The sequence below is a fragment of the Vibrio sp. A11 genome, from assembly GCF_013048705.1.
GTDB classification, from domain to species: domain Bacteria; phylum Pseudomonadota; class Gammaproteobacteria; order Enterobacterales; family Vibrionaceae; genus Vibrio; species Vibrio metschnikovii.
This window is the reverse complement of sequence record NZ_VHSI01000012.1, coordinates 78,746-105,367: the sequence shown is the minus strand read 5'-3', so window position 1 is coordinate 105,367 and position 26,622 is coordinate 78,746. Positions and strand designations below refer to the sequence as shown.

At 45.8% G+C, this 26,622-nt stretch carries 25 protein-coding genes, 1 tRNA gene and 2 riboswitches; of the genes, 15 read left to right on the top strand and 11 right to left on the bottom strand.

What is annotated here, in order from left to right:
* The first annotated feature begins 155 nt into the window (after positions 1–155).
* The 8 genes from FKQ60_RS13145 to thiH all read left to right on the top strand — a co-directional run bounded on the left by FKQ60_RS13145 (position 156) and on the right by thiH (position 8,649).
* Positions 156–232, top strand: a tRNA-Asp gene (locus tag FKQ60_RS13145).
* Positions 233–452: 220 nt separating this feature from the next.
* A riboswitch (Fluoride riboswitch) is annotated at positions 453–526 on the top strand.
* Positions 527–868: 342 nt separating this feature from the next.
* Positions 869–2,215 carry a voltage-gated chloride channel family protein gene (locus FKQ60_RS13140; protein WP_158137547.1) on the top strand — a complete coding sequence of 449 codons (1,347 nt, stop codon included), beginning with the start codon at positions 869–871 and terminating at the stop codon, positions 2,213–2,215.
* Positions 2,216–2,275: 60 nt separating this feature from the next.
* A riboswitch (TPP riboswitch) is annotated at positions 2,276–2,374 on the top strand.
* Between the two features lie 107 nt (positions 2,375–2,481).
* Entirely contained in the window at positions 2,482–4,416 is a 1,935-nt protein-coding gene (thiC, locus tag FKQ60_RS13135) for a phosphomethylpyrimidine synthase ThiC (RefSeq protein WP_154169729.1), read from the top strand.
* A 3-nt stretch (positions 4,417–4,419) separates the two neighbouring features.
* The gene (gene thiE / locus FKQ60_RS13130) at positions 4,420–5,727 is read left to right on the top strand and encodes a thiamine phosphate synthase (protein ID WP_154169731.1); all 1,308 of its coding nucleotides are present in this window, start codon (positions 4,420–4,422) and stop codon (positions 5,725–5,727) included.
* Positions 5,714–6,514 (top strand): HesA/MoeB/ThiF family protein, encoded by an 801-nt coding sequence (locus FKQ60_RS13125; RefSeq protein WP_154169733.1) that lies wholly within the window; start codon positions 5,714–5,716, stop codon positions 6,512–6,514. The genes thiE and FKQ60_RS13125 overlap by 14 nt, the downstream gene beginning before the upstream one ends.
* Positions 6,514–6,720, top strand: coding sequence for a sulfur carrier protein ThiS (gene thiS / locus FKQ60_RS13120; RefSeq protein WP_170906626.1), 207 nt, complete (start codon positions 6,514–6,516; stop codon positions 6,718–6,720). The genes FKQ60_RS13125 and thiS overlap by 1 nt, the downstream gene beginning before the upstream one ends.
* 2 nt (positions 6,721–6,722) lie before the next feature.
* Positions 6,723–7,484, top strand: a complete 762-nt coding sequence (locus tag FKQ60_RS13115; RefSeq protein ID WP_154170723.1) for a thiazole synthase — start codon at positions 6,723–6,725, stop codon at positions 7,482–7,484.
* A 4-nt stretch (positions 7,485–7,488) separates the two neighbouring features.
* Positions 7,489–8,649, top strand: a complete 1,161-nt coding sequence (gene thiH / locus FKQ60_RS13110; protein ID WP_154169737.1) for a 2-iminoacetate synthase ThiH — start codon at positions 7,489–7,491, stop codon at positions 8,647–8,649.
* Between the two features lie 195 nt (positions 8,650–8,844).
* On the opposite strand, the gene choV is transcribed toward thiH, so the two are convergent.
* The 8 genes from choV to FKQ60_RS13070 form a co-directional block, all read right to left on the bottom strand.
* Positions 8,845–10,035 carry a choline ABC transporter ATP-binding protein gene (gene choV, locus FKQ60_RS13105; protein ID WP_170906625.1) on the bottom strand — a complete coding sequence of 397 codons (1,191 nt, stop codon included), beginning with the start codon at positions 10,033–10,035 and terminating at the stop codon, positions 8,845–8,847.
* On the bottom strand, positions 10,035–10,880 hold the full coding sequence (choW, locus tag FKQ60_RS13100; protein ID WP_040903560.1) for a choline ABC transporter permease subunit: 846 nt from the start codon (positions 10,878–10,880) through the stop codon (positions 10,035–10,037). The genes choV and choW overlap by 1 nt, the downstream gene beginning before the upstream one ends.
* 56 nt (positions 10,881–10,936) lie before the next feature.
* The gene (locus FKQ60_RS13095; RefSeq protein ID WP_170906624.1) at positions 10,937–11,860 is read right to left on the bottom strand and encodes a choline ABC transporter substrate-binding protein; all 924 of its coding nucleotides are present in this window, start codon (positions 11,858–11,860) and stop codon (positions 10,937–10,939) included.
* Positions 11,853–13,592, bottom strand: coding sequence for a choline dehydrogenase (gene betA, locus FKQ60_RS13090; protein ID WP_170906623.1), 1,740 nt, complete (start codon positions 13,590–13,592; stop codon positions 11,853–11,855). Before betA ends, FKQ60_RS13095 begins: the two co-directional genes overlap by 8 nt.
* Positions 13,593–13,601: 9 nt before the next feature.
* Positions 13,602–15,062, bottom strand: a complete 1,461-nt coding sequence (gene betB / locus FKQ60_RS13085) for a betaine-aldehyde dehydrogenase (protein WP_170906622.1) — start codon at positions 15,060–15,062, stop codon at positions 13,602–13,604.
* An 11-nt stretch (positions 15,063–15,073) separates the two neighbouring features.
* On the bottom strand, positions 15,074–15,676 hold the full coding sequence (betI, locus tag FKQ60_RS13080; protein ID WP_040903566.1) for a transcriptional regulator BetI: 603 nt from the start codon (positions 15,674–15,676) through the stop codon (positions 15,074–15,076).
* Positions 15,677–16,071: 395 nt separating this feature from the next.
* Positions 16,072–17,859 (bottom strand): aminopeptidase P family protein, encoded by a 1,788-nt coding sequence (locus FKQ60_RS13075; RefSeq protein WP_170906621.1) that lies wholly within the window; start codon positions 17,857–17,859, stop codon positions 16,072–16,074.
* Between the two features lie 158 nt (positions 17,860–18,017).
* On the bottom strand, positions 18,018–18,980 hold the full coding sequence (locus tag FKQ60_RS13070) for a LysR substrate-binding domain-containing protein (protein WP_170906620.1): 963 nt from the start codon (positions 18,978–18,980) through the stop codon (positions 18,018–18,020).
* 153 nt (positions 18,981–19,133) lie between these two features.
* Here FKQ60_RS13070 and FKQ60_RS13065 point away from each other — a divergent pair, with 153 nt between their 5' ends.
* Both FKQ60_RS13065 and FKQ60_RS13060 read left to right on the top strand, forming a co-directional pair.
* Positions 19,134–20,294 (top strand): multidrug effflux MFS transporter, encoded by a 1,161-nt coding sequence (locus tag FKQ60_RS13065; protein ID WP_170906627.1) that lies wholly within the window; start codon positions 19,134–19,136, stop codon positions 20,292–20,294.
* A gap of 144 nt (positions 20,295–20,438) precedes the next feature.
* On the top strand, positions 20,439–20,720 hold the full coding sequence (locus FKQ60_RS13060; RefSeq protein ID WP_004393857.1) for a hypothetical protein: 282 nt from the start codon (positions 20,439–20,441) through the stop codon (positions 20,718–20,720).
* A 57-nt stretch (positions 20,721–20,777) separates the two neighbouring features.
* On the opposite strand, the gene asnC is transcribed toward FKQ60_RS13060, so the two are convergent.
* On the bottom strand, positions 20,778–21,242 hold the full coding sequence (gene asnC, locus FKQ60_RS13055) for a transcriptional regulator AsnC (protein WP_004393858.1): 465 nt from the start codon (positions 21,240–21,242) through the stop codon (positions 20,778–20,780).
* 273 nt (positions 21,243–21,515) lie between these two features.
* Here asnC and FKQ60_RS13050 point away from each other — a divergent pair, with 273 nt between their 5' ends.
* Both FKQ60_RS13050 and FKQ60_RS13045 read left to right on the top strand, forming a co-directional pair.
* Complete coding sequence (locus FKQ60_RS13050; RefSeq protein ID WP_170906619.1) at positions 21,516–22,307, top strand: class I SAM-dependent methyltransferase; 792 nt, start codon at positions 21,516–21,518, stop codon at positions 22,305–22,307.
* A gap of 90 nt (positions 22,308–22,397) precedes the next feature.
* The gene (locus FKQ60_RS13045) at positions 22,398–22,787 is read left to right on the top strand and encodes a hypothetical protein (RefSeq protein ID WP_154169755.1); all 390 of its coding nucleotides are present in this window, start codon (positions 22,398–22,400) and stop codon (positions 22,785–22,787) included.
* A 73-nt stretch (positions 22,788–22,860) separates the two neighbouring features.
* Here FKQ60_RS13045 and FKQ60_RS13040 read toward each other — a convergent pair whose 3' ends face one another.
* Positions 22,861–23,748, bottom strand: coding sequence for a DMT family transporter (locus FKQ60_RS13040; RefSeq protein WP_170906618.1), 888 nt, complete (start codon positions 23,746–23,748; stop codon positions 22,861–22,863).
* Between the two features lie 55 nt (positions 23,749–23,803).
* Entirely contained in the window at positions 23,804–24,229 is a 426-nt protein-coding gene (gene uspA, locus FKQ60_RS13035; protein ID WP_004393869.1) for a universal stress protein UspA, read from the bottom strand.
* A gap of 163 nt (positions 24,230–24,392) precedes the next feature.
* Between uspA and ftnA the strand changes: the two genes are divergently transcribed.
* From ftnA to FKQ60_RS13020, 3 genes are all read left to right on the top strand, one after another.
* The gene (gene ftnA / locus FKQ60_RS13030; protein WP_040903570.1) at positions 24,393–24,920 is read left to right on the top strand and encodes a non-heme ferritin; all 528 of its coding nucleotides are present in this window, start codon (positions 24,393–24,395) and stop codon (positions 24,918–24,920) included.
* Positions 24,921–24,999: 79 nt separating this feature from the next.
* Entirely contained in the window at positions 25,000–25,323 is a 324-nt protein-coding gene (uspB, locus tag FKQ60_RS13025) for a universal stress protein UspB (protein ID WP_040903572.1), read from the top strand.
* A 99-nt stretch (positions 25,324–25,422) separates the two neighbouring features.
* On the top strand, positions 25,423–26,610 hold the full coding sequence (locus FKQ60_RS13020; protein ID WP_170904963.1) for an NAD(P)/FAD-dependent oxidoreductase: 1,188 nt from the start codon (positions 25,423–25,425) through the stop codon (positions 26,608–26,610).
* Positions 26,611–26,622: the final 12 nt, after the last annotated feature.

The window sequence follows — 26,622 nt, the reverse complement described above, 5'->3', positions numbered from 1 at the left end:
AGAAGTGAAACGAAACAGCGTCGATGGTAGTGTGGGGTCTCCCCATGTGAGAGTAGAACATCGCCAGGCTTTAATACTTGTGTTTAGACCTAAGGTCTGAAGACAGAAACTCAATAAAGCAGCCAATCAGACTTTATCGAGTAACAAGACAATGTGGAGCGGTAGTTCAGTTGGTTAGAATACCGGCCTGTCACGCCGGGGGTCGCGGGTTCGAGTCCCGTCCGCTCCGCCACTGATAAGAGTCCCTAGCAGCAATGCTGGGGATTTTTTTGTTGTTCGTTATTAATACGAAAGAAAAGCAGACAGCGGATAAGTTTAATTGAATAGAATGCCAGCCTGTCACGCCGGGGGGCGCGCCTGTTTTTAATAGCAGGGAGTCCCGTCCGCTCCACTGATAGAGTCCCAAAATAAACCTTATTCTAAGTATTGTTTAATGCTGTTGGTTAGGTAAAATGCGGCTAGGTGATGATGTTCCACCTAGCAGTTATGCTAAACCGCTTTTCAAGCTGATGACGTCTGTACATGCAATGAGATAACAAGATAAGTTCTTGTTGTGTCTGTGTACAGCTCATTTGGCTCATCACAGAATCATTGCGTTTTATCCCTTTTGTTAAGAGTGAAGCAATGATGCACACCTCAAAGAACCAATTTTATCCTCACACCGTTTATTGCTTATTATTCAGTATTATAAAGTTAACGCTTTTTAAAGACGCTTAATCAGTGTTTCGCTACGTTATTTACATTAATCACGACTATTATTATGCCTGTTATCTATTTAGTTAGCGCTGAATCTCGTTATTGAATGATGATCGGTGGAAGTGAAGCAAATCATTATTAAATGATTTGTACATCATTGGGAGCATAAATTTTGTCTATCAAATCTCTGGATCATTTACCTCACGTTGTACTACAAACATTACGTTGGACATTGCTAGTTACCCCATTAGCAATTTTAGTCGGCTTGATGAATGCTTTTTTCTTATGGGCTTTGGAAGTTGCGACTCAGACTCGTGTCGATAACCCGCATTTAATTTATGGGCTTCCTATTGCTGGTTTAGGATTAGTATTTTTTTATCGCCAGTGGGGAGGTATTTCCGAGCGTGGTAATAATCTGATTATCGACCAAATTCATCAATCGAATGAGAAAATTCCTTTTCGGATGAGTGTTTTTGTACTCGTTGCGACGGTAGTTACTCATCTATTTGGTGGCTCTGCGGGACGGGAAGGTACGGCGGTGCAAATTGGCGGCGCGGTATCAGCTTGGTTTAGTCGCGTGTTTAAACTGGATGAATCTGATCAACGCTCTATATTGGTTGCAGGAATTGCCGCGGGGTTTGGTTCGGTGTTTGGCACCCCGATTGCGGGAGCTATTTTTGCCGTGGAAGTCCTGTCAGTCGGTAGGATTAAATATCAAGCATTACTACCGGCATTGATTGCTGCGGTTTTAGCGGATGTGGTATGCAGTGCGGTAGGGGCTCATCATACGCACTACAATATCGGCTTTGCCCAGTTCAATAGTTTGTTTGAGCATCCTATATCGATTGATTTTATTTTAACTGGCAAGATATTGATTGCTGGCGTGATATTTGGCTTAGTGGGTTTATTGTTTAGTGAACTAACATCAGGCTTGAAAGCTTGGTTTCTACGTAGGTTACGCAATCCTTATTTAATTGTATTTTGTGGTGGTTTGTTAGTGATTGCTATCGTTAAGTTAATTGGTAACTATGATTATATTGGTATTGGTGTTTATCCTATACGTGAAGGTGGAGTGAGCATCACTTCTGCATTTGAGGCCGGTGGCGCTGAATGGAATAGCTGGATATTAAAATTGATTTTAACGGCAATAACTTTAGCTGCTGGCTTTAAAGGTGGCGAAGTTACTCCCTTATTCTTTATTGGAGCCACACTAGGTAATTTCCTTGCATGGGTAATGGGGGCACCGGTTGAGCTGTTCGCTGCGCTAGGCTTTTTAGCGGTGTTTGCCGCCGCCGCCAATACTCCTCTAGCTTGCATTATTATGGGGGTTGAGTTGTTTGGGGCTGATCATCTGATCTACTTTGCTTTAGTTTGTTTTATTGCTTATTACGCCAGTGGTCATACTGGTATTTATGGTTCACAACGTATTGCGGTGGCTAAACGTATTTCTCCTTATCAACCACCTAAAATAGACCAAACCGTCGCTCAGGCGATGGCGAGTAAAAAGAATAAGCAATAACTGTTAACTATTTTGCTGTTATCACTAGATTGCTAAATTTATATAATCTTGTATGCTAGTTTTCACTTGTCGGAGTGCCATATGGCTGAGACCGTTTATTCGGGATCCGTTGAACCTGATCAGGCTAATACCTGCGAAGGGAACAAGAGAAGACAATTTGTGGTGTCTTATTGTTAACCCTATCTACACACCACTGATCTGTTGATCCCCTCTTGTTGCATCTTTCCGTCAAGCATTATCCCTAATGAATAACACAGGAAAATGCTATGTCGATTCGTAAACAAGCAAGACTGGAAGCAAAACAGTTTATTGATTCACTTTCAGTTCAACCTTACCCCAATTCTAATAAAGTTTATATTCAAGGCTCGAAACCAGATATTCGTGTACCGATGCGCGAAATTACTTTAGCTGACAGCTTGATTGGTGGCACTAAACAAGCACCGATCTATTCAGCAAATCAACCCATCCCTGTTTATGACACCTCAGGTGTCTATACCGATCCAAACTATACGATCAATTTAAAACATGGCTTGCCTAAGCTGCGTGATTCATGGATTGCAGAGCGTGGTGATACTGAAACGCTACCGGTGATGAGTTCAGAGTTTGCCCGTCAGCGCTTAGCCGATGAAACTCTCGATGAGCTGAGATATGGCCAGTTACCTGACATTCGACGAGCTAAAGCGGGTAGACGAGTCACTCAGTTACATTATGCCAAACAAGGCATCATTACTCCTGAGATGGAGTTTATCGCCTTACGTGAAAATATGGGACGGCGAGAGTATCAAGATCAGCAGCTTAATCATCAGCACCCAGGTGAAAACTTTGGTGCCCATTTACCTGCTGAGATTAGCGCTGAATTTGTCCGTCAAGAGGTCGCGGCTGGACGAGCGATCATTCCTTGTAATATCAATCATCCTGAATCTGAACCCATGATCATCGGCCGCAACTTTTTAGTCAAAGTGAACGCGAATATCGGTAATTCTTCAGTGAGCTCTTCTATTGAAGAAGAGGTGGAGAAGTTGGTTTGGGCCACCCGTTGGGGGGCAGATACGGTAATGGATTTATCCACTGGACGTAACATTCATGAAACTCGGGAGTGGATTTTACGTAATAGCCCAGTACCTATAGGCACTGTTCCTATGTATCAAGCGTTAGAAAAGGTTAACGGCGTTGCTGAAAATCTGACCTGGCAGGTGATGCGCGATACCTTGTTAGAGCAAGCGGAGCAGGGCGTTGACTATTTTACCATTCATGCAGGCGTGCTGTTGCGTTATGTACCGATGACCGCAAAACGTGTTACTGGGATTGTCTCCCGTGGCGGCTCTATCATTGCTAAATGGTGCCTTGCCCATCACCAAGAAAATTTCTTATACACCCATTTTCGTGAGATTTGCGAGATTTGTGCTCAATATGATATTTCCTTATCGCTTGGTGACGGTTTACGTCCTGGATCGATTGCTGATGCCAATGATGAGGCGCAGTTTGCCGAACTAAGGACCCTTGGTGAGTTGACTAAAATTGCTTGGGAGTATGATGTTCAGGTGATGATTGAAGGGCCTGGCCATGTACCCATGCATATGATTAAAGCCAATATGGACGAGCAACTTAAGCATTGTCATGAAGCGCCTTTTTATACCTTAGGCCCTTTAACCACGGATATTGCACCGGGTTATGATCATATCACGTCAGGGATTGGTGCAGCGATGATAGGTTGGTTTGGTTGCGCCATGCTGTGCTATGTGACACCCAAAGAGCATTTAGGCTTACCGAATAAAGAAGACGTAAAAACCGGCTTAATTACCTATAAGTTAGCAGCTCATGCGGCGGATTTAGCGAAAGGTCATCCCGGTGCTCAGGTAAGAGATAATGCGTTATCGAAGGCTCGTTTTGAATTTCGTTGGCAAGACCAGTTTAACTTATCACTTGATCCGATCACTGCTAAAGCTTTTCATGACGAAACTTTACCGCAAGAATCTGGCAAAGTTGCTCATTTCTGCTCAATGTGTGGTCCTAAATTTTGCTCGATGAAGATCTCTCAAGAAGTGAGAGAGTACGCTAACGATGCACAGCAAGTGGCGGCGGATCAGGCTATTTCGGTGACTATGCTGGAAAGTCCTTTACAAGGTATGCAGCAAAAATCGCAAGAATTTCGTGCCTCCGGTTCACAGTTGTATCATCCAGCGGTGACAGCGGAGGAGTAAAGCGTGAAACTATTAATCCCTGATCATTGTATTGAGTTAACGGGAGCCGTTCAGCAAGTCTTATTACTTGCTAAGCAGCAAGGTTTTGCGATCGAATCGATTGAGTTGGGTGTTAGTCCAACCCAATCGATGCAGCTGCTTGGCGAGCATCGTTACTCGTTGCAGACGGATCTCTTTCCTTCTTTCTCAGGCTCAGAGCCATCACGGCAAAACTTGGCATCTATTGCCATTGGCTATCAGTCGCGTAAGAGCGATAGTGATATTGATAACCTAGACTCAGCCACCGTGTTGATTGGCGCTTCCTATCAAGGTCAGCAAAGGGATATTTGTCGACACACCGATGGTGAATTAATGTTCCTGTCGGGGGCGATGTTATCTCCAGCCCAGGCTTGGCATCATTTAGCGTGGTTGGTCGCGGCACTATGTTTGGAGTTTGCCCTTGAAGATGCTTTATGCATCGCTAGGGCTGCGCTGAATGTTTCACGTGAAACATGGCCAAAGGATTATGCTTATTTCCCTGCTGTGCAATCTTGCCTGGTCGATGAAACTAGAGCGATCAGCTTTCCCTCACTGGCTAAACAGAGCTTAGGTCTTTATCCGGTGGTGGATAATATCGCTTGGGTAGAATCCTTGCTTAAGCTCGGCATAAACACACTTCAGCTACGGATAAAAAATCCTCAGCAAGTGGATTTAGAACAGCAAATTGTTCGTGCGATTGAATTGGGCCGCCAGTATCAAGCTCAGGTCTTTATTAATGATTATTGGCCATTGGCGCTTAAGCATGGTGCATTTGGTGTTCACTTGGGACAAGAAGATTTACAAACAGCGGATCTTGATGCTTTAGCTAAGGCTAACATCCACTTAGGGTTATCAACCCATGGTTACTTTGAATTACTGACCGCGTTAAAAATCAGGCCGAGTTATATCGCATTAGGGCATATCTTTCCTACCACAACCAAGCAAATGCCTTCACGTCCTCAGGGGTTGGTACGTTTGGCGCTATACCAGCAGTTAGTAGATAGCAGTACCGACTATCGATATTTAGCGCCCGCCTCAGCTCTCGATCAACAACTCACTATAGAACGAGACAGTACCATTAAGGGAGAGTTACCAACGGTAGCGATCGGGGGTATTGATTTAACCAATATTCAATCGGTAGTGGAATGTGGCGTTGCCAGTGTTGCCGTCGTGCGTGCCATTACTGAGGCCGATGATGTACACGCCGCAGTTAAGCATCTCCAAGCTCAACTAGCTAGTAAGCCGCAGGAGCAAAAGCTATCAACTCAGGAGGTGGCCGATGTTAACGGATAAGCAATTTTTACGTTATCAACGTCAGATTTGTTTGCCTGATATTGCTGAGCAAGGGCAAATCACATTGCTCGCAAGCAAGGTGTTGATTATTGGTTGTGGCGGTTTAGGCAATGCGGTAGGCCAATATCTTGCCGCTGCAGGGGTTGGCAAACTGATCCTAGCTGATGACGATACGGTAGAAGTCTCTAACTTATCTCGACAAATCGCTTTTCAAACTCAACAAGTAGGAATGTCGAAAGTCTCGGCTTTACAGCAATCTCTACAGCGCTTAAACCCTGAAGTACGCATCCGTTGCGTCAATCGGCGGATGGATGAGGCGCTATTAAATATAGAAGTACCGATGGCCGATGTTGTTGTCGACTGTAGTGATAATAGTGTCACGCGCTATGCGATAAACCAAGTCTGTCTCCAGCATGGCGCTGTACTTATTTCTGGCTCAGCGATTGGCTGGCAAGGTCAATGTATCGCGTTTAATTTTCGTCAGCCACATACCGCTTGCTATCGTTGTCTAGTGGCTGAGCATAACTCAGCGCGTAATTGCAGTGATAGTGGGGTAATTGGACCGATAGTAGGCATGATAGGTAATCTACAAGCCTTAATGACCTTACAAGTCTTGCTCGATATTGGCTCGGTTAAATATCAACAGCTGCACTATTTTGATGGACACAAGTTAAGTTGGCAGCAATGGCGACTAGCGGCTGATCCTCACTGTCCGGTGTGTCATTCAGCATCTTCAACAGCAACGTCATCTTTTGCTGATCATTTTCACCAAGAGGAGATTACCTAATGACCATCTCTGTGACTATTAATCAACAGCTGCAGCAATTAGCACAACCGATCACCATTGCTGAATTACAACAGCAATTACAGTTACCCAACGTGGGCAGTGTATTTGCGCTTAATGATGGCATTATTCCCCAAGGTTTATGGGAGCAAACCATAGTTAACGACGGTGACACGATTGCCATATTTCAAGCCATCGCAGGAGGTTAATGATGTTAACTATTGCAGGAACTCAGTTTCAATCACGGCTATTAACTGGCACTGGCAAGTTTGCCAATCGCCACACCATGGCAGCAGCGATAGCCGCTAGCCAATCGCAGTTGGTGACGATGGCTTTAAAGCGAGTCGATTTACAGCACCGTGAGGATGACATTCTCGCGCCCTTGATCGCTGCTGGTGTTCAGCTATTGCCCAATACTTCGGGAGCGAAAACCGCCCGTGAAGCGATTTATGCTGCCCATCTTGCTCGAGAGGCGCTGCAAACGAATTGGCTTAAACTGGAAATCCACCCAGACCCGAAATATTTAATGCCCGATCCGATCGAAACTTTACTGGCCGCTGAACAATTAGTGAAAGAGGGATTTATTGTTTTACCTTATTGCCACGCCGACCCTGTGTTATGTAAACGCTTGGAAGAGGTGGGCTGCACGGCGGTCATGCCATTAGGAGCGCCGATAGGCAGTAACCAGGGGTTAAGAACACAAGACTTTCTAAAGATCATCCTTGAACAAGCCAATGTGCCAGTAATTATTGATGCCGGCATTGGTGCCCCTTCTGATGCGATGTTAGCGATGGAAATGGGCGCCGATGCGGTATTAGTCAATACAGCGATTGCGACTGCCGCTGATCCCGTTTTGATGGGGCAGGCTTTTAAGCAAGCGGTCGAAACCGGACGCTTAGCTTATCAAGCAGGATTAGCCGCTCGAGGTCAACAAGCGGTGGCCTCAAGTCCGTTGACCGCTTTTTTGGATTGATACTATGAGTTTTCTAAATCGCTTTGCTGAACTTAATTGGGATGATATTAAGCTGTCCATATATAGCAAGACAACTACAGATGTCGAGCGGGCGTTAGCCAAGCCAATTAGGACATTAACCGATTTTCAGGCTTTGCTGTCACCAGCAGCTGAGCCATACCTTGAGCAGATGGCTCAGCTGTCTTATGCTGCTACTCGCCAACGCTTCGGCCATACGATGGGCTTGTATGTACCGCTGTATCTATCGAACTTGTGTGCCAATAGCTGTAGCTATTGCGGTTTTTCGATGGAAAATCGCATTAAGCGGAAAACTCTTGATGTTGATGAAGTGCAGCAAGAAATAGCCGCCATTAAAGCAATGAACTTTGATAGTGTGTTATTGGTAACTGGTGAGCATGAAACTAAAGTCGGCATGAATTATTTTCGGCAAATGTTACCGTTAATTAAGTCCGCTTTTCATCATGTGGCAATGGAGGTGCAGCCGTTAGCGCAAGCGGAATATGCGGAATTAAAAAGCTTAGGTTTAGATGCGGTGATGGTTTATCAGGAGACGTATCATCCTTCTACTTATGCTCAGCATCATTTACGTGGCAAGAAAACGGATTTTGAATTTAGGTTAGCGACTCCCGATCGCCTTGCCAAAGCTGGGATCGATAAAATCGGTTTAGGGGCTTTAATTGGTCTGGATGATTGGCGTACGGAAAGTTTTTATGTCGCAGCACATCTCGATTATTTAGAGAAGACCTATTGGCAAAGTCGCTATTCTATTTCATTTCCACGTTTACGGCCTTGTGCGGGAGGGGTGCCTCCCAAGTCACTGATGACAGATAAACAGTTGGTGCAGTTAATTTGTGCCTTTCGTTTATTTAATTCGCAGGTTGAGTTATCGCTCTCTACTCGTGAATCGGCTGAATTTCGCGATCATGCTATGTTGCTTGGTATCACCAGTATGTCGGCAGCTTCGAAAACCCAACCGGGAGGGTATGCGGATAATAAACCAGAATTGGAGCAATTTACGATCAGTGATCAGCGAAGCGCGGCAGAGGTGGCGACTATTATTGAAGCTCGTGGACTTGCTGCGGTATGGCAAGACTGGCACTCGGTGTATTCTGGAGGGTATGTTTCACGTGAAACATTAACCAGTAAGAGTTTGTCATCACTTTGACGGATGCTTTGACACTTGAAGCTTAGTTAACTTAAAACTTAGTTAATATGTGTCTTTTAAGCTAAAAGCAATTATCAAACGAAGCTTATTAAGTTGTTGAGATAAAGCACCAAGGTAATGAATAACTTTCTTGGTGCTTTTTTCATTTATTAGATAAGTAAGCCTGTTAACGGATAGCGATGAGTCACAAAGCGATTAAGCGGCTTGATGATATTTACCTAATAGCGCGTGATAAAAATCATCGTCATTTAGCGTACCAACAAGTTGCTGCTTATCGATGAGTAGGATAGGTAGACCGGTTTTGTAACGTATCTCTATCGCATCGCGCATACTGATTTCAGGGCTGGCCATCACTAAAGTGGTCGAGTTTAGTTCCGTGGTTGGCATTCCTGATTGCCAAGTCATCAGCTGTAATGAGGGTGGTTGATGATTAGCGCCAGTTAACTGCCAACCTTGTTCCTTATGTTCTAACCATAAATCACGTTGCGAGCAAACTTGCCAGCGTTGTTGATCTTGACTGAAAGAGGATGCGTCTTTCATTAACGAACGACCTTTCAGTACATTCAATGGATTGGTATGAGCGACGAAATCTTTGACGTATTGATTGGTAGGGGTTAATACAATCTCTTCCGGTGTGCCATGTTGGATCAGCTCTCCTGATTCCATAATCGCGATATGAGTGCCGATTTTTAACGCTTCATCGAGATCGTGGCTGACAAAGACAATGGTTTTATTGAGTTTCTTCTGCAAGCTTAATAGCTCATCTTGTAGCTGACTACGAATTAAAGGATCAAGAGCAGAGAAAGGCTCATCCATTAATAGTATGTCGCTGTCCATGGCAAAGGCTCGGGCGAGTCCAACCCTTTGCTGCATTCCGCCTGAGAGTTCATGTGGGTATTTATCTTCCCACTCTTGTAGATCAACCATTTGTAGCTTTTCTCTGGCTTGCTGGCGACGTTGTTTTTTACCAACGCCCTGCATTTCTAAACCAAAAGCGACGTTATCCAGCACGGTTAACCATGGCATTAAGGCGAACTTTTGAAATACCATCGAGACTTTATGCATTCTCAGTTGACGCAGTGTGGTTTGATTACAATCGGCTAGATTAATTGAATCCTGGCCATCTTGAACTTGTAGTGAACCGCGAGACACCAAATTTAAGCCATTAATAGCGCGTAGCAAGCTTGATTTACCGGAACCGGACAGCCCCATGAGTACGCAAATTTCACCTTGTTCAACATCAAGGCTCACGTTATTCACGCCAACCACAGTGCCGGTTGCAGCATTAATTTCTTGGCGGGACTTGCCTTGATCGAGTAAATCCAATGCAGGTTGGGGATTGTCGCCAAAGACGACATCAAGGTTACGTATCGTGATCGCATTCATTAGCTGTTTTCCTTACGTTGCGGCGTCTTACATAAACGGTCAAGAATGATGGCAACCAATACAATGGCGAGACCGGCTTCAAAGCCTTGGGAAATATTCACCGTATTGAGGGCGCGAATGACGGGTTTACCAAGACCATCGGCACCGACTAAGGCTGCGATGACCACCATTGACAGCGAAAGCATAATACATTGGGTGATACCGGCCATGATACTGGGTAAAGCGGCGGGAAGTTCGACTTTAAACAACAGCTTCATTTTGCTAGCGCCAAAAGCTTTACCTGCTTCAAGCAGCTCTTCTGGAACTCGGGTTACCCCTAAATAGGTCAGACGAATCGGGGCGGCAATGGCAAAAATAATCGTTGAGATCAGCCCCGGCACAATGCCAAGACCGAATAAAACTAGGGTCGGGATCAGGTAGACAAACGTTGGTACGGTTTGCATCAAATCAAGAATCGGTCTCAATAGGGTGTATAGCCAAGCTCGATGAGCAGCCATAATACCAATTGGTACGCCAATTAATACGGAAATCGTTGTTGCGGCAAACACCAAAACAAAGGTTTCCAGCATTTCTTGCCAGTAGCCAAGGTTAAGAATCAGTAGTAATGAAGCAATGATGAAAATGACCAGAGAGAAGCTGCGATGTAGCCACCAAGCCAAAGCGGCCGTGATCAAAATGGGAGCGGCTGGTGGCATGGCTTTAAATAGATCAATTAACAATAAAATACTACTTTCTAATACAAAAGCGATCACATCAAAAAATCGTTCTCCATGAATAGTCAGCCAGTCAACAAACGACTCCATCCATTGTCCGAGAGGAATTTTGTGTTCAGTAATCATAAGCATAGTTCCTTATTCACTTGGCGATGGCGGTGAAGCTATCGCCACGCGAGGGGTAAAAATTAGCGAGATAAATATAGGTTTACAGCGGCAAGAGCTGGTTGGCCGTCAATGGTGGTTACATTGTCGAGCCAGCGGCTTAGCGTTTCAGGATTCGCTTGTAGCCATTGCTGAGCCGCTTGTTCAGGGGATTGATTTTGGTTGAGGATAGCATCCATTAACTCATTCTCACTTTCTAAGCTAAAGACGAGGTTAGTTAAGAAATTACCAACGTTTTCACATTCATTAAGGTAGTTTTGACGCACGTTAGTGTGAACACTAGCTCCACCGTAATTAGGACCAAAGTAATCATCACCACCACTTAAATAAACCATATCAACCATAGTATTCATTGGATGTGGTTCCCAGCCAAGAAAAGCCACCCATTGTTGACGACGTACAGAGCGTTGAATTTGTGAGAGCATGCCCGCTTCGCTCGATTCAACAATCGAAAACTCACCGAGGCCATAGGCGTCATCTTCAATCATAGACAGCAAGGTGCGATTGCCGTCATTGCCAGGCTCTAAGCCAAGGATTCGATTACGGAATTTATCACTGTGTTTGGCGAGATCGGCAAAAGAGGTAATACCTGCATCATAGACATACTGAGGGACGGCTAGGGTATACTTTGCGCCTTCTAGGTTAGCACGTACGGTTTCAACGGTCCCTGCTTCACGGTAACGGGCGATGTCGGCTTCCATGGTTGGCATCCAGTTGCCAAGGAATACGTCAATATCTCCATTAGCCATCGAAGAGTAGGTCACGGGTACGGAGAGTAATTGAGTGCGAGTCTGATAACCGAGTCCTTGCAGGATTTCACTTGCTACGGCGGTGGTGGCGGTAATATCTGTCCAGCCGACATCGGCAAAGCGAACCGTTTGACATTGGTTAGCATAAGCATTGAATGATAATGCAGCGACGGAGAGATAGGTGGTCATTTTAAGCATAATGTTTCCTTGTCATTGAACTATTTTCCTGAGAAGTTGAGCGTTCCATTGGTCGAATGGCTGCTCGGCTACGCTGTTTATTATGCCAACTGTCTGCAATCCACACAGGCGCGGATTCAGCAGGTAACAGCGATTTATTGAGGATCATATCAGCGGCACGTTCGGCAACCATGATTGTCGGAGCATTCAAATTACCGTTCGGTATGGTGGGGAAGATCGAGGAATCGACAACTCTTAGCCCTTGAATACCAAACACTCGGCACTGGTTATCCACTACAGCCATGGCATCGTCAGCTGAGCCCATTTTGCAGCTACAAGAGGGGTGATAGGCACTCTCAACATTTTGTTTAACCCAATTATCAATCGCTTCATCGCTGCTAATTGATAAACCGGGTTGAATCTCTTCACCACGATAGTCATCTAATGCGGGCTGCGCGAGTAACTCACGGGTTAAGCGAATGCAGTCTCGCCAATCTTGAATATCTTGTTGGTGTGATAAATAACGGAACAGAATCGCTGGCTTTTGCTTTGGATCGCTGGAGCGAATCCAAACCCGGCCGCGACTGTGTGGTTTATTGGGACCAACATGCACTTGAAAGCCATGACCATCAAACGCGGTTTGGCCATCGTAACGCATCGCGGCTGGTAAAAAGTGGTATTGAATATTTGGCCATTTGAGTCCGGCGCGTGAGCGAATAAAGCCACAAGATTCAAAATGGTTGGTTGCCCCTAGGCCTTGTTTGGTCAAGATCCACTGGGTGCCGATCATCCCTTTGCTGATTAAACCGAGTTTGCTGTTTAACGTGATCGGTTGTTGGCAGCGATACTGAAAATAAACTTCTAAGTGATCTTGCAGGTTTTCACCCACGCCGGGTAGTTGGTGTTGCACTTTAATGCCAGCACTCTCTAATACATCACGAGGGCCAATCCCCGATAATTGCAGTAATTGTACGGAACCAATTGAGCCAGCGCTGGAAATGACCTCTTGATTAGCAAACGCCACTTGGGTTTGGCCGCCTTTTTCAAATTCGACGCCAATCGCGCGTTTATCTTTGAGTAGTACTTTACGCGTCAGTACGCCTTTAAGCAGGGTTAAGTTAGGTCGAGCTAAAGCACGTTTTAAATAGGCATTGGCGGTTGAAGCGCGCACTCCGTTCTTAACCGTCATGTGCATTGGCCCAAAACCTTCTTGTTGGTAGCCATTGTAATCATCGGTTTTCGGGTAGCCGGCTTGTTCGCCAGCATCGATGAAGGCTTGGTAAAGTGGGTTGAGCGTCATCTCGTTACCGTTGCAGGTCGCCACTGGACCGTCACCGCCTCGATAGGTATCCGCTCCTTGACTCCATGATTCGGCACGTTTGAAGTAGGGTAAACATGAGGCGTAATCCCAGCCTTGTGCACCGTGCTGTTGCCACTCATCAAAGTCGCAAGCATGGCCTCTGACATAAACCATACCGTTGATGGAAGAGCTGCCCCCTAAGACCTTGCCGCGTGGACAATGCAGTTGTCGGCCATCAAGTCCAGGTTCGGCGAGAGATTCAAATTGCCAAGCGTATTTAGCGCTGTTCATCGGATAAGACAGGGCGGTTGGCATTTGAATAAAAATGCTTTTATCACTGCCGCCGGCTTCAAGTAATAACACCGAGTTATCTGGATGTTCACTTAATCGATCCGCTAACACACATCCTGCTGATCCGGCACCGATAATAATATAGTCATAATGCTGTTTCATGATCACTCCTTAAGCATAAGGGCCAACGAAGTCATCGAGTTCGATTAACACGCTTTTGGTTTGGGTATAGTGAGATAAGGTCTCGATACCATTCTCTCTTCCTACGCCCGATAGTTTGTAACCACCGACAGGCATTTGCGCTGGAGAGTCTCCCCATGTATTGATCCAGCAAATACCGGCTTGTAGCTGGTGGATAACACGATGAGCGCGAGAAAGGTTTTGGGTAAACACCCCAGCGGCTAAGCCGTAATCGGTGTTATTAGCCCGTTGAATAACTTCTTGTTCATCCACAAAGCTCAGTACCGCCATTACTGGGCCAAAGATCTCCTGTTGGACAAAGGCCATTTCATCGTCACAATCGATAAACACAGTAGGGGCAACAAAGTAACCCTTAGCGCATGAACCTTCTGTGACCGCTTTTCCACCGGTGAGCAGGGTGGCTCCACTTTGTTTGGCGCTGTCTATCGCTGACAGCACTTTGTCAAAATGTTGTTGAGAGATCAGCGAGCCTACTTGAGTATTTGGATCCATCGGATCGCCAACAACCAGAGCTTCCGTGCGCGCTTTGAGTTGTTCAATAAATGCTGGATAAATGGATTGATGAACAAATACCCGAGTACCGTGAGTACACACTTCGCCTTGGGTATAGAAATTAGCGGTCATCGCCGCAGATACGGCTTGGTCGAGCTTAGCATCATCAAAAATGATCAAGGGGGATTTACCGCCCAGCTCCATGGTCACTGATTTTAACGTTTTCGCGCTATCTGCCATCACCGCTTTACCGGTTCCACTTTCCCCAGTGAAAGACACTTTTGCTATCTCAGGGTGAGCGGTGAGCATTTGTCCTACTCGGGCATCTCCTTGCACTACGTTGAACACGCCATCCGGTAAACCGGCTTGTGTAAAAATTTCGGCCAGTTTGAGTACGCTGAGCGGCGTTTCTTCTGATGGCTTAAAAATCATGGCATTACCTGCTGCTAAAGCAGGCGCGGATTTCCACATCGCAATTTGGATTGGATAGTTCCAGGCGCCAATCCCTGCGCAAATGCCCAGCGGCTCTTTGCGGGTATAAAAGAATTGGCTGTTTGAGAGTGGTTGCTGCTCACCCTGCAGCGTTGGGGCTAGGCCGGCAAAGTACTCGATCACATCGGCGCCCGTGGTGATATCAACGGCAAGTGCTTCTTGAATCGGTTTGCCGGTTTCTTGGACTTCGAGTTTGGCTAACTCATCATTACGCTCACGGAGTATCGCGACCGCTTTTAACAAAATTCGGCTACGCTCGGTCGCGGTCATCGCTGACCAAATCGCAAAACCTCGTTGAGCGGAATCAATCGCCGCTTGCACATCGCTGGTGCTAGCCTGACCTAACACGGCCAGTGGCTCTCCGGTTGCGGGGTTGTAGCTGGTAAAAGTTTCTCCAGATGACGCGTAGCGCGGTGCGCCATCGATATAAAGCGAAGCGATTTCCATATGATAAAGACCTATTGAGTAAGTGCTGCATGTTGAGCGAGTTGTTGTTGTAAGTAATCATTAATTAAGTGCTGTGCTTGGTCGGCATTAATCCCGTTGGGATTAAGCGCACCACGTAGCCAGAAACCATCGATTAGGGCGGCGATACCCTGCGCAACTCGTTGGGCATGAGCTTTGGGAAGTAATGCTTTGAGTTCAATGTGTAAATGAGAAATTAGCCGTTTTTCATTCACCCGTTGTAAACGGTTGAGTTGTGGGTCATGCATCGAATATGACCAGAAGGCTAACCAAGTTTTGACGACGTGACTTTGGGTTTGAAAGCCGGCGAAATTGGCTTGCACGATGGCATTAATTCGCGCTTGATGAGCGTCCTTTTTGAGTTTGCTTAACGCATTCGTCACGGTGAGTGAGTGCTCACGAAGGATCACGCGCATGGTTTCTTCTAATAAACCGTGCTTACCACCAAAATAATGATTAATGATCCCGGTTGATACCCCAGCTTGGCGGCTGATCAAGGCAATGCTAGCAGCGTGTAATCCAACTTGTTCAATCACCGTCATGGTGGCCTGTACGAGTTGTGGCTTTCGTATGTCAGGCATTCCAATCTTAGGCATTAACACTCCCTGTTATCTTTAATTGAACGATTAGTTAACAATAACTCTACTTAAATAATCGTTAGATCTCAAACTATTATTTTGGATTTATATGGCAAGGAGGCAAAGGTTGGTTTTGTTTTTTCTTTTAAATTAATGGGTTATTTTGTTTTCTTGCTTGTTGGATTTTTATTAATAATTAGAGGTGTTTTGTGTTTATATCCATCCTACTTGAAGCTGCACTCCACGTTGTTTGGCGATAGATAAGAGATGAGTTGGGTATAAAAAATCCCTTAACCAAGAGGTTAAGGGATGCAAATGAAAGCTTAGCCGAGAGAATAGAACACGAAGCAAATTGGTGTAACCAGAGTGGTTGGTTTCAGCGTTCAGACTGGTTTACACTCGGATTTATCCGCTTATAGAGTGATTGGCTGAGTGGCTTTTTCTAACCAGAGTTTCACCTCGCCCTCGACCAGTGGGCTAATGTCGCGCCACACCTTCTGGTGGTAGTCATTAAGCCAAGCAATCTCATGCGCGGCTAACAGGCTAAAATCAATCACTCTGGTATCGATTGGGCAACGAGTCAGCGCTTCAAAGCCAAGCATGTTTTTATCCCCTTGGGTTGGGATCTCAACCACTAACTCAAGATTTTCAATCCGAATGCCAAACTCGTCAGCTCGGTAATAACCAGGCTCGTTAGACAGCACCATACCAGGACGTAAAGCGACGGGGTTATGGACTTTGCTGATCCGTTGTGGCCCTTCATGGACACTTAAAAAGTGTCCGACACCATGGCCTGTACCGTGATCGTAATCGTAGCCTTCGGCCCATAAATATTGGCGTGCAAGCGCATCCAGTTGATGGCCGCAAGTCCCTGCTGGAAAGCGAGCTTGAGCTAAGGCGATATGCCCTTTAAGCACGAGCGTAAACTGGTGTTTCATCTCTGCGCTTGGCTGACCAATCGCAATGGTACGCGTGATATCGGTAGTACCGTCGAGATATTGACCGCCTGAATCAACTAAGTACAAACTATTTAAACTAAGCTCACCGGGCTGCGGCTGATTGAGGTGATTATAGTGACACATTGCCGCATTACTGCCAGCGGCAGAAATCGTATCAAAGCTAAGATCGGCCAGTGTTGGGTCTTGAGCGCGGAAAGCGTAAAGTTGGTCGGCTAACTGGGCTTCATTGTAGAGACGACCAGCGGCGACCTCATTGTCTAGCCAAGAGAGAAATTTACTCATCGCCACGCCATCACGGATATGACAGGCTTTCATTCCTGCCACTTCCGTTGGGTTTTTGGCCGCTTTGGGCAGTAAGCATGGATCGCTATCATTGATCAGCTTGGCGCCAGCATTTTGTAATACCAGCGTAAACCACGCATTACTGGTGTTCGGGTCGAGCATCACTGTGCGGCCAGTAAGTTGTTCTAATCTGGATGGTAAGTGGTCCGGATGATGGACACGTACGCTTGAGCCGACGTGTTGATTAAAGCCGCTCGCTAAACGTGCTGGGTCGAAGAAAAAATCAACGCTCGCATCAGCATGAATGATCGCGTGTGAGAGCAAAACCGGCAAGCGAGCCACATCGAGTCCACGAATATTTAATAGCCAGCAAATAGAATCCAGCTCAGTAAGAATTGCGCAGTCGGCTTTTTTAGCCTGCACTAGATTAGCAATGGATTCGCGTTTTGTCTGACAATCTATCCCTACTTGATCCACGGACATCAAGCGCATGGCCGAGGTCACTGGCGCAGGGCGGTCTTGCCATAATAGGTCAATCGGGTTTTCGGTTATTGCCACTAGTGTATATTCACCAGCTAATAGCTGTTGCGCGCTGGTTAACCAGCTTGCTCGATGCATTCTTGGGTCATAACCGATTTTACTGCCTTTAGGGAGCTGTTCGGTGATCCATTGCAAATAAGGCTCTTCAATTAAATGGCGATATTGAAAAATGTCGCCAGGTACTTGCTTAGGTACCTGCACTGTATAGCGGCCATCGGCGAAGATAGCGGCATTATCGTGTGTGATCACGGCGGCACCGGCCGAGCCAGTAAAGCCAGTAACCCACTCTAAGCGTTCGTTTTGAATCGGTACGTATTCACCGAGATACTCATCTTCGTGAGGGACAATCAGGGCATCTAAGCCTTGTTGAATCAGCCAATGGCGCAGTTCAGTAATACGTTGAGCAATGGGGTGTGACATGAGGGTAATCCTTGTTAACGGTCCTTGATAAAGGCTCATGGCGAGTGAAAGCCAGAGATAATATAAGCTACCTCTTTTGCTGTAGGGGTGCAAATCTGTCTGATTTCGCTCATTAGGTAAGCCTTAATTGGTTCGCTTTCTGAACTTATCTCCGCTCGCTATTCAGCACCATAACCGTGTTGGCGAAGATGGGTGGTTTTGCTGTCGATAATTTGTCGTAACCAACTGAGCGCAGGGTCGTCTTCTCGATCACGGTGCCAAAAGAGTGTGTAAGCCATCGGTGGAAATTCTAATGGGATGGGGAGGACCACCAGATTCATCTGCCGAGCAATCATGTAAGTAAAGTGTCGCGGGGCGGTAAACACAAAGTCAGTATAAGTGCATAAGCTAGCAGCACTATTAAAATCGGGTACTGTGATAGCAATGTCTCGTTCTAAGCCGACATCAGCGAGTCGATAGTCGAGTAACCAACGATCGTTGCCATCACAACGCACTTGAACGTGGCGTAAAGAGAGGTAACTATCCAAATTCCATGTACGTTGCAATACGGGATGATCTTGGCGAACGGCACACATCTGGGTATCGCGAAAAACTTCCTGCTCACAAATGTCTTTCGGAGGCAGCATGGTTAGACGTGCATCATTAATATCAATGTCTTTGCCTGTGATCCCTAAATCTAATTCGCCGAGTTGTAATTTTTTGAAGGTTTGATCGCTCCACGCATGAGTACTGATATTCAGTTTCGGTCCCTGACTAAAAATAGCCGGTAAGACGTGGGGCAGAATTAGCGAGTACACACTTTCTACCGCCGCAATGTGAAAGCGATATTCACTCGATTGGGGATCAAACACTTCCGGCTGGTTAATTAACTCTAACTGATTGACCAAAATATCCAATTTAGGTTTAAGAAATAAGGCTTTAGGTGTGGGTTTTAATCCATATGAGTGACGAATAAACAGCGGATCATCAAATTGAATACGCAATTTGGCCAGTGATTTACTGACTGCCGATTGACTAAGACAGAGTCGACTTGCAGTACGGGTCACGCTGAGCTCTTCGATCAATACTTTTAAACAAACCAATAAATTGAGGTCGAGGCGCGCTAAGCTTTCAATCTTCATCTGTTTTTCCATTTTGGAATAATGGTGATGATTATACGCCATTTCTATTCATATCTGTTTACCGTTATGATAGGTACCTCTTAATTTATACCCTTATTGATGTGGAATACTTCCGTGAACGTGACTGCTTTACCGACACCAAGTCGCTTGCAAATGGTGCTACTGACCCTGTTAGTGCTGTTTAGCCCTTTGGCGATTGATATTTATTTACCTGCTTTACCGAAAATTGCCCAAACGTTTCACGTGGAACATGCATTAGCACAAGATACGATCACTTGGTTTTTATTTGCGATGGGCGTCGGACAACTGTTCGCTGGACCCCTCGCAGATAAATATGGACGTCGAACTGTTGCATTAGTTGGAATCAGCATTTATACCTTGAGCGCTTTATTGGCGTGGAGTGCACAAAGTATTGAATGGATGCTGATTGCTCGGTTGTTACAAGGCTTAGGTGCGTGCGCGACATCGGTAGCAGCCTTTGCAACAGTTCGCGATCTTTTTGGCCCAGAACGCAGTGGAAAAATGATCAGCTACTTAAATGGTGCGATCTGTTTTATCCCGGCACTGGCGCCTATTTTGGGCAGTTGGTTAACCCAGCAATTCGGCTGGCGCGCTAATTTTAGTTTTATGGCAGGTTTTGCGATGACGATTGGGTTGCTGATCCTGTTTAGTATGAAAGAAACCAACCCCACGACCGAAAAGCAAGCTTACTTTGCTTGGTCTCGTTACTGGTCAGTATTAAAAACCCCTTCGTTTTTGTTTCATGCGTCGTTATGTATGCTCGCGATGGCTGTGATCCTTGCTTACGTTGTTTCTGCGCCTTTAATACTGATGGATCGTTTAGGCCTGAGTATGAACCAGTTTACTTTTTGGTTTGGAATTAACGCGTTAGTGAATATTATCGCTTGCTTATCGGCTCCGAAAGTGATGGATCGGGTTGGTACGCATCGCACGTTAGTGTTGGGAATTATCGCCCTGCTGGTGGGTGGTAGCGTGATGGTGATGTTAGCTGAGGTTGCCACTGCATTAGCATTTATGTTGCCAATCTTTATTTCATCAATAGGCTTTGCATGGATTCTCGGTGCAGCAGCAGGCAAAGCGTTAGCTCCGTTTGGTGACCGAGCGGGTACCGCAGCCGCTTTATTAGGATTATTCCAAATGAGTGGTTCAGGTTTACTGGTTGGTACACTACAACGTTTAAGTTTTGAACCACAAATCTTGATAGCTTTGCATATGTGGTTGGTGGCTCCAGCACTGATCATTTTGTTTTCAAAAGTTGGTCGTCGTTGGCATCAATGGGCGCTCAATTCTTAATAGTTATCGGGTACGCTAAAAGATAGGCGCTCAGAACATGCCATGTTTGGCCTGAAAATAGACGGGTTAGCTATTTTCTAAAGGGTGGAAGATGTGTATATTGTTCACTCTTACTTTTGAACGATATTTTTGGAATACGATACGATGTCAATGACCACTTATGAAATGGCTCGCATTTGGGAACAGCTGGATGAATCACCGGAAAAAGTGATGTTTGGCAAGTTGCTCAATGAACTGGGTAACCAAAGTAGTGAACGTATTCGTAGTGCAGCTAAGCAAGTACCGGTTCCTGTATTGCGTGACTTGGTTTATCAATTTGAACAGGTCATTGAGGCTCGCAAGGGAGAGCAAGTGGAATTGCTGGCCAAGCAACTTTCTGAGCAAGGCATTTCTGCGCAAGATCTGTTGAACTACCTCAATAAATAAACATCAGCACCGTTTATCATCAATCACCCCAATCGTTCAGGTTGGGGTGATTGCGTTTTAGGGATTGACGTTGCGGTTAATCGGGTTTTGCAACGAGATTAAGGTTTCGGTCGATTGCACTTCATCAATTGCTTGTAGCTTATCGATCAATACATACTGTAGCTCTTCAATCGATTTACACATTAATTTGACAAAAATATTGTAAGCGCCCGTCGTGTAGTAAGCTTCAACCACTTCTTCTAACGCATTCAACTTAGCCAGCGCAGAGTGATAATCACGAGCAGCGTTAAGATTAATGCCAATGAAACAACACACGTCGTAACCGAGTTTTTTGGTATTGACTACTACTTCAGTGCCTTGGATAACCTCGGCCGCTTTCATTTTCTCGATTCGCACATGAATCGTGGCGGGACTGACCGAAAATTGTTTGGCCATCTCAGCGTAAGGGGTGCGTGCGTCATCCATTAAAATTTTTAAAATGGCGCGATCTAAATCATCTAATTTTGTTGAAGCGGTTTGCATATCCATTCCTAAATTCAGCGTTAGGCGATGGGCCATCTGCCGTTGATAGACCCTTTGGGTTGAAGCGGTAGCGCTATGATTATCCGACTTATTGTATGAGCTAAATAGGTTGGCCTACAGCATCAGCTCTGTTGGATATAGCATTATTTACCGTTGCTGCCAACTGTGGTTTGATTCAACGCCTTAAGCGGAACGAGCGGACTTGTGAAAATATCGCGGTTCCGTTGAAAATTCGCTACACTGAGCGCTGTTTTTTCTCTCTGGAGTGACCCTTTGCAGCTACAACTGATATGTGAAGCCCCACAGCGCTCGTCAGAGCTTGAGCAACTGGCGCAGCGCTGGCAACTGACCCATAGTAACGACAGTGTCTTTGCCTTGGTGTTGACCGAGCAGCGTTTAGAGCTACGTAAAACGGATGAGCCAAAGTTGGGCGCGATCTACGTCGATTGGGTAACCGGTGCTGTCGCTCATCGACGCAAATTTGGTGGCGGTAAAGGGCAGTCGATAGCTAAAGCGGTTGGCTTAAATAAAGGTATGGTCCCGACGGTATTAGATGCAACCGCTGGCTTAGGTCGAGATGCGTTCGTTCTCGCTTCATTAGGTTGTCGAGTACAAATGGTCGAGCGTCATCCTGTGGTGGCGGCTTTGCTTGACGATGGGTTAGCCCGCGCCAAACAAGACCATGAAATTGGTCCGTGGGTCAGTCAGCGGGTAACGCTGCTCCATGCATCGAGTCATGCGGCTTTGCAGCATTTAGCTCTCGACAGTCAGTTTGAGCAACCGGATGTGGTGTATCTCGATCCTATGTATCCACATCCAGAACATAAGAAAAAAACCGCACTCGTTAAAAAAGAGATGCGAGTTTTTCAATCTCTGGTTGGCGCTGATCATGATGCTGATGAGCTACTGGCTCCCGCATTGCAATTAGCCAGTCAGCGGGTAGTGGTCAAACGGCCGGATTACGCTCCTTGGTTAGCGGAACAAAAACCGAGTATGGCGATTGAAACCAAAAAAAATCGCTTTGATGTTTATGTACTTGCCGCCATGCAAGCAAATAATCGGTAGATTGGAGAAAAAATCGCCTTGCCTTCGTCAATGGTTCGCGGTATATCTAACTGCGAATTATTAGCATTATTAGTCGGAGTTGTGTTTCTTATGGTAAAGCGCTTATGTAAATTAAATCGTCATGATATTCGTGCTTCACTGGGAGACATTCATCGTTTAGTGGCGCAAACCAATTACGTTTGTGGTTCGTGCGCTCGTAGCTCTGCTGAAAAAGGGGCTTTGTGCAAGCCACAGCCATTACTAAAAACGGTTAAGCAGAGTCAAACCGTAGCGGCGTCGGTATCCGGTCAGGTTGAAAATACGGTTTTAACACCGAATAAAAAAACGCTGAAAAAGCAGAAGAAGTATCAGAAAAAATTAGCCAAAGTATTAAAAAAGCAGCGTAAATTACTCAAAAAACAACATGCCATAAACGCAAAATTTGCTCAGTTGCCGGTTCATCCTGCTAATCCGGTACTTCAGTTGGCTCAAGTTCATTAAATCTTCTATCGGGCAGGTTTCCCGCCGTATTGATTAGCGCAGACTGACTGGTTCGTTCTGCGCTTTTTGCGGTTTATTTGCTGAGAGTGGTCGCATATTGTGTCGCGGCTCGACGTTTCACCCAAGTTTCGTTTACCCATAATGACAGCAAAATAATCGCGCCGCCCACCGATAAGCGCAACAGATCCGCCTCTCGGTTCCAAATCACGATATTCACCACTAATCCTGCTGGTACTAACGCGTTATTCATGATCGCTAATGCCCCCGCATTCACCAGACAAGCGCCCTTGTTCCAAACAAAATAGCCAAGCCCTGAAGCGATAAGACCAAGATAAATTAGGACACTCCATTGCAATGTGTTGGTGGGGAGTTTCTCCGTATTTCCTAAGAGTAAGAAAGCCACGCTCGCTACCACTAACGCGCCGAGATAAAAATAACCAAATACCGTATGTTGTGATAACTGAACGGGCTCTTTTTCCATGACATATTTATAGCCAACTTGGCCCAGTGCAAAACAGAGGTTGGCCCCTTGCACGACTAAAAAGCCACTTAAAAAATGTTCATTGATCCCTGAGAATTGAATAAATGCTGTACCGAGCACGGCAATCGCGGCGGTTAATAAATACCAAGGAGAGAAGCGTCCTTTCAACCCGTCATAAATGAGCGTGACATAAATCGGCGTAAAGATGGTAAACAGCAGCACTTCAGGGACAGAAAGTAACAAAAAGGACTGGTAATAAAAGCAGTACATTAAACCTAACTGAATGCCACCAATCGCCATTAACTTAGCGATCAGAGGCCATGGTACCTGTTTGATTTTTAAGAAAGGTAAAAAAACAAGACTAGCAAGGGCCACTCGCATCCAAACGGAAAACCAAGCATCAACTTGACCGGCAAGATAAACGCCAATCAAGCTGAATGAGAAGGCCCAAAGTAGGGTCACCGCAGATAAGTAAAGCATAAGATGTAATCATGGATAAAACGTGTCTGCAGTGTAGCTGAGTTTTTAAGGCTCGTCAGTCGTTGAGTGGTACTACCAACATGTCCACAGGTGAGCAGTTGATCAGCTGACGAGTGGAGGAAAGGATCTTACTCCAGAAGTCTTGATGATGGCCACACACCACGAGATCAATATTGAACTCGCCAATGGTATCACACAGCTCATTACTCAAATCGCCACTGCCGACTAAGGTGTGCTTAATCGGGTAATTGGCGTAAGTGGCCAATTCTTGTAACTGTTTTTGCGCTGTTTCCATCGAGTGGTGCTGAGTTTCCGCTAAGTTAATATCAATCAATCCCGTATACAGTTCAGCATAATTGACATCGATATGAATAAAAGAGATCTCCGCATTCAGCGGCTTGGCCAGTGCGACGGCTTTATCGATCAAGAGTTTGCTGTCTTCCGACAGATCGACCGCAACCAAAATATGTTGATAACTCATTATGCTCTCTCCTTGCTGATGACATGATTAGGTTAGCACTTTGAGCAAGACATTTTTGCTAAAGTGATCTCATATCTATCGTCACTCGTAATGGTAAAAGCGCAATAAAGCGGGATCATGGTATAGTGATCAGAGTCATAGACCAAACCATTAGGAGTCATCGATGCTTTCACCTGCCATGATTGATCATTTGAATGAGCAAATTAATCTCGAATTTTTTTCATCCAATCTATACTTACAAATGAGTGCTTGGTGTGAAGACAAAGGATTTGAAGGTGCTGCTGAATTTTTACGGGTTCATGCCGTAGAAGAAATGCAGCACATGCAGCGTCTGTTCACTTACGTGAGTGAAACTGGCGCAATGCCAATCCTTGGTGCGATTGCTGCACCGAAACATGATTTTGCCAGCTTAGGGGAAGTGTTTCGTGAAACTTATGAACACGAACAGATGATTACCCAAAAGATCAACAAACTGGCTCATGTTGCGTTTACCGCACAAGATTACTCAACGTTTAACTTCCTTCAGTGGTATGTGGCGGAGCAACATGAAGAAGAGAAGTTGTTTAAAGGGATTTTAGACAAGCTAGAACTGGTCGGCGAAGATGGAAAAGCGTTGTTCTTTATCGATAAAGATCTAGCAGCATTAGCCAAAGCAAGCTCATCGTCGGTAATGGGTGCCCCTGCTGAGTAACCTCAGCAAAAAGAAAAACTGAAGCGCAAGTGGTCGTCTTTTTTTCTGGGCATGCTTACATGAGATGTAGGGAGGAAAGATGATCAGTGGAGATACTATTTTACTTGGGCTCATGATAGTGACGGGCATTAATATCGCTAGATACTTAACCGCGTTACGTTCGCTCATTTATATCATGCGTGAAGCTCATCCATTGTTGTACCAACAAGTGGATGGACGAGGATTCTTTAGCACTCAAGGTAACGTGACCAAGCAAGTACGTTTGTATCATTACCTGAAGAGCAAAGAGTATCACCACCATCATGATCCCGTCTTTACCGGAAAATGTTCCCGAGTAAGAGAGCTCTTTGTATTGTGCTGCGCTTTAGTTATGGTGACCTCATTGGCGGCTTTTGTTCTCTAAGGGGATGGATTGGCAAGCCAGACGTTTATCGTTAGAATAGTCACCCTAGTAAGGATGTGCTGGTCGCACATCCTTTTTTTATTCCCGTGAGAGTAGTGGATGAGTGAACAAGTAGACGTGATTGTCATTGGTGCTGGTGCCGCAGGGTTAATGTGCGCGGCGCAAGCGGCGCAGCGTGGTCGTCAAGTATTAGTGATGGATCACGCCAAAAAACCGGGCCGGAAAATTTTAATTTCCGGTGGCGGGCGATGTAATTTTACCAATTACGATGTCTCGGCAGCGAACTACTTGTGCCGTAATCCACATTTCGTAAAATCAGCGTTATCCCAGTACAGCAACTGGGATTTTATCTCACTGGTCAGTAAACACGGTATTGCGTTTGAAGAGCGTGAACATGGCCAGCTGTTTTGTGTCGATTCAGCGAAAGAGATTGTTAACCTATTACTGACCGAGTGCGATCAGCCAACGCTGAAGCAGCGCTATCAAGTTGATATCCAAACCATTAGTCAAACCGCGGACGGCTTTGTACTGCAAACCTCACAAGGTACTTGGCAGTGTCAATCGCTGGTGATTGCCACTGGAGGATTGTCAATGCCTAAATTAGGGGCAACGCCGTTTGGCTATAAAGTGGCGGAGCAATTTGCGATTCCTGTATTGCCAACCTGTGCGGGTTTGGTGCCATTTACTCTGCATGTTGCCGATAAAGAGGCCTTGGCTGAGCTGTCAGGAATTGCGCTGCCGGTTGAGATCCTCGCCCGCTGTGGCACCAGTTTTAAAGAAGCCTTGCTGTTTACTCATCGCGGCCTATCAGGGCCTGCGGTGCTGCAAATTTCCTCTTATTGGCAGCCAGGCCAAACCCTGAGCATTAACTTATTGCCCAATGTGGATGTGGATCATGCCTTAGCCGAGGCTCGTGAACAGCACCCTAATCAAACGTTAAAAACGACCTTGTCGCGCTTATTGCCTAAGCGTTTGGTTGAAGTGCTGATTGAGCGTGGTTTATTGGTCGATAAACCGATGAAACAGCTAACCCCTACTGTGCTGAAACAAACGGCGCAAGCCTTGCAAGAGTGGCAAATTGTCCCTAACGGAACGGAAGGGTATCGCACGGCGGAAGTGACCTTAGGTGGTGTGGATACCGACTGGCTGTCTTCTAAAACCATGGAATGCAAAACCGTACCCGGTTTGTTTTTTGTCGGTGAAGTGATGGACGTGACGGGCTGGCTCGGTGGGTATAATTTCCAATGGGCTTGGTCGAGCGGCTATGTTGCGGGTCAATGGGTGTAATACCTGACCCGC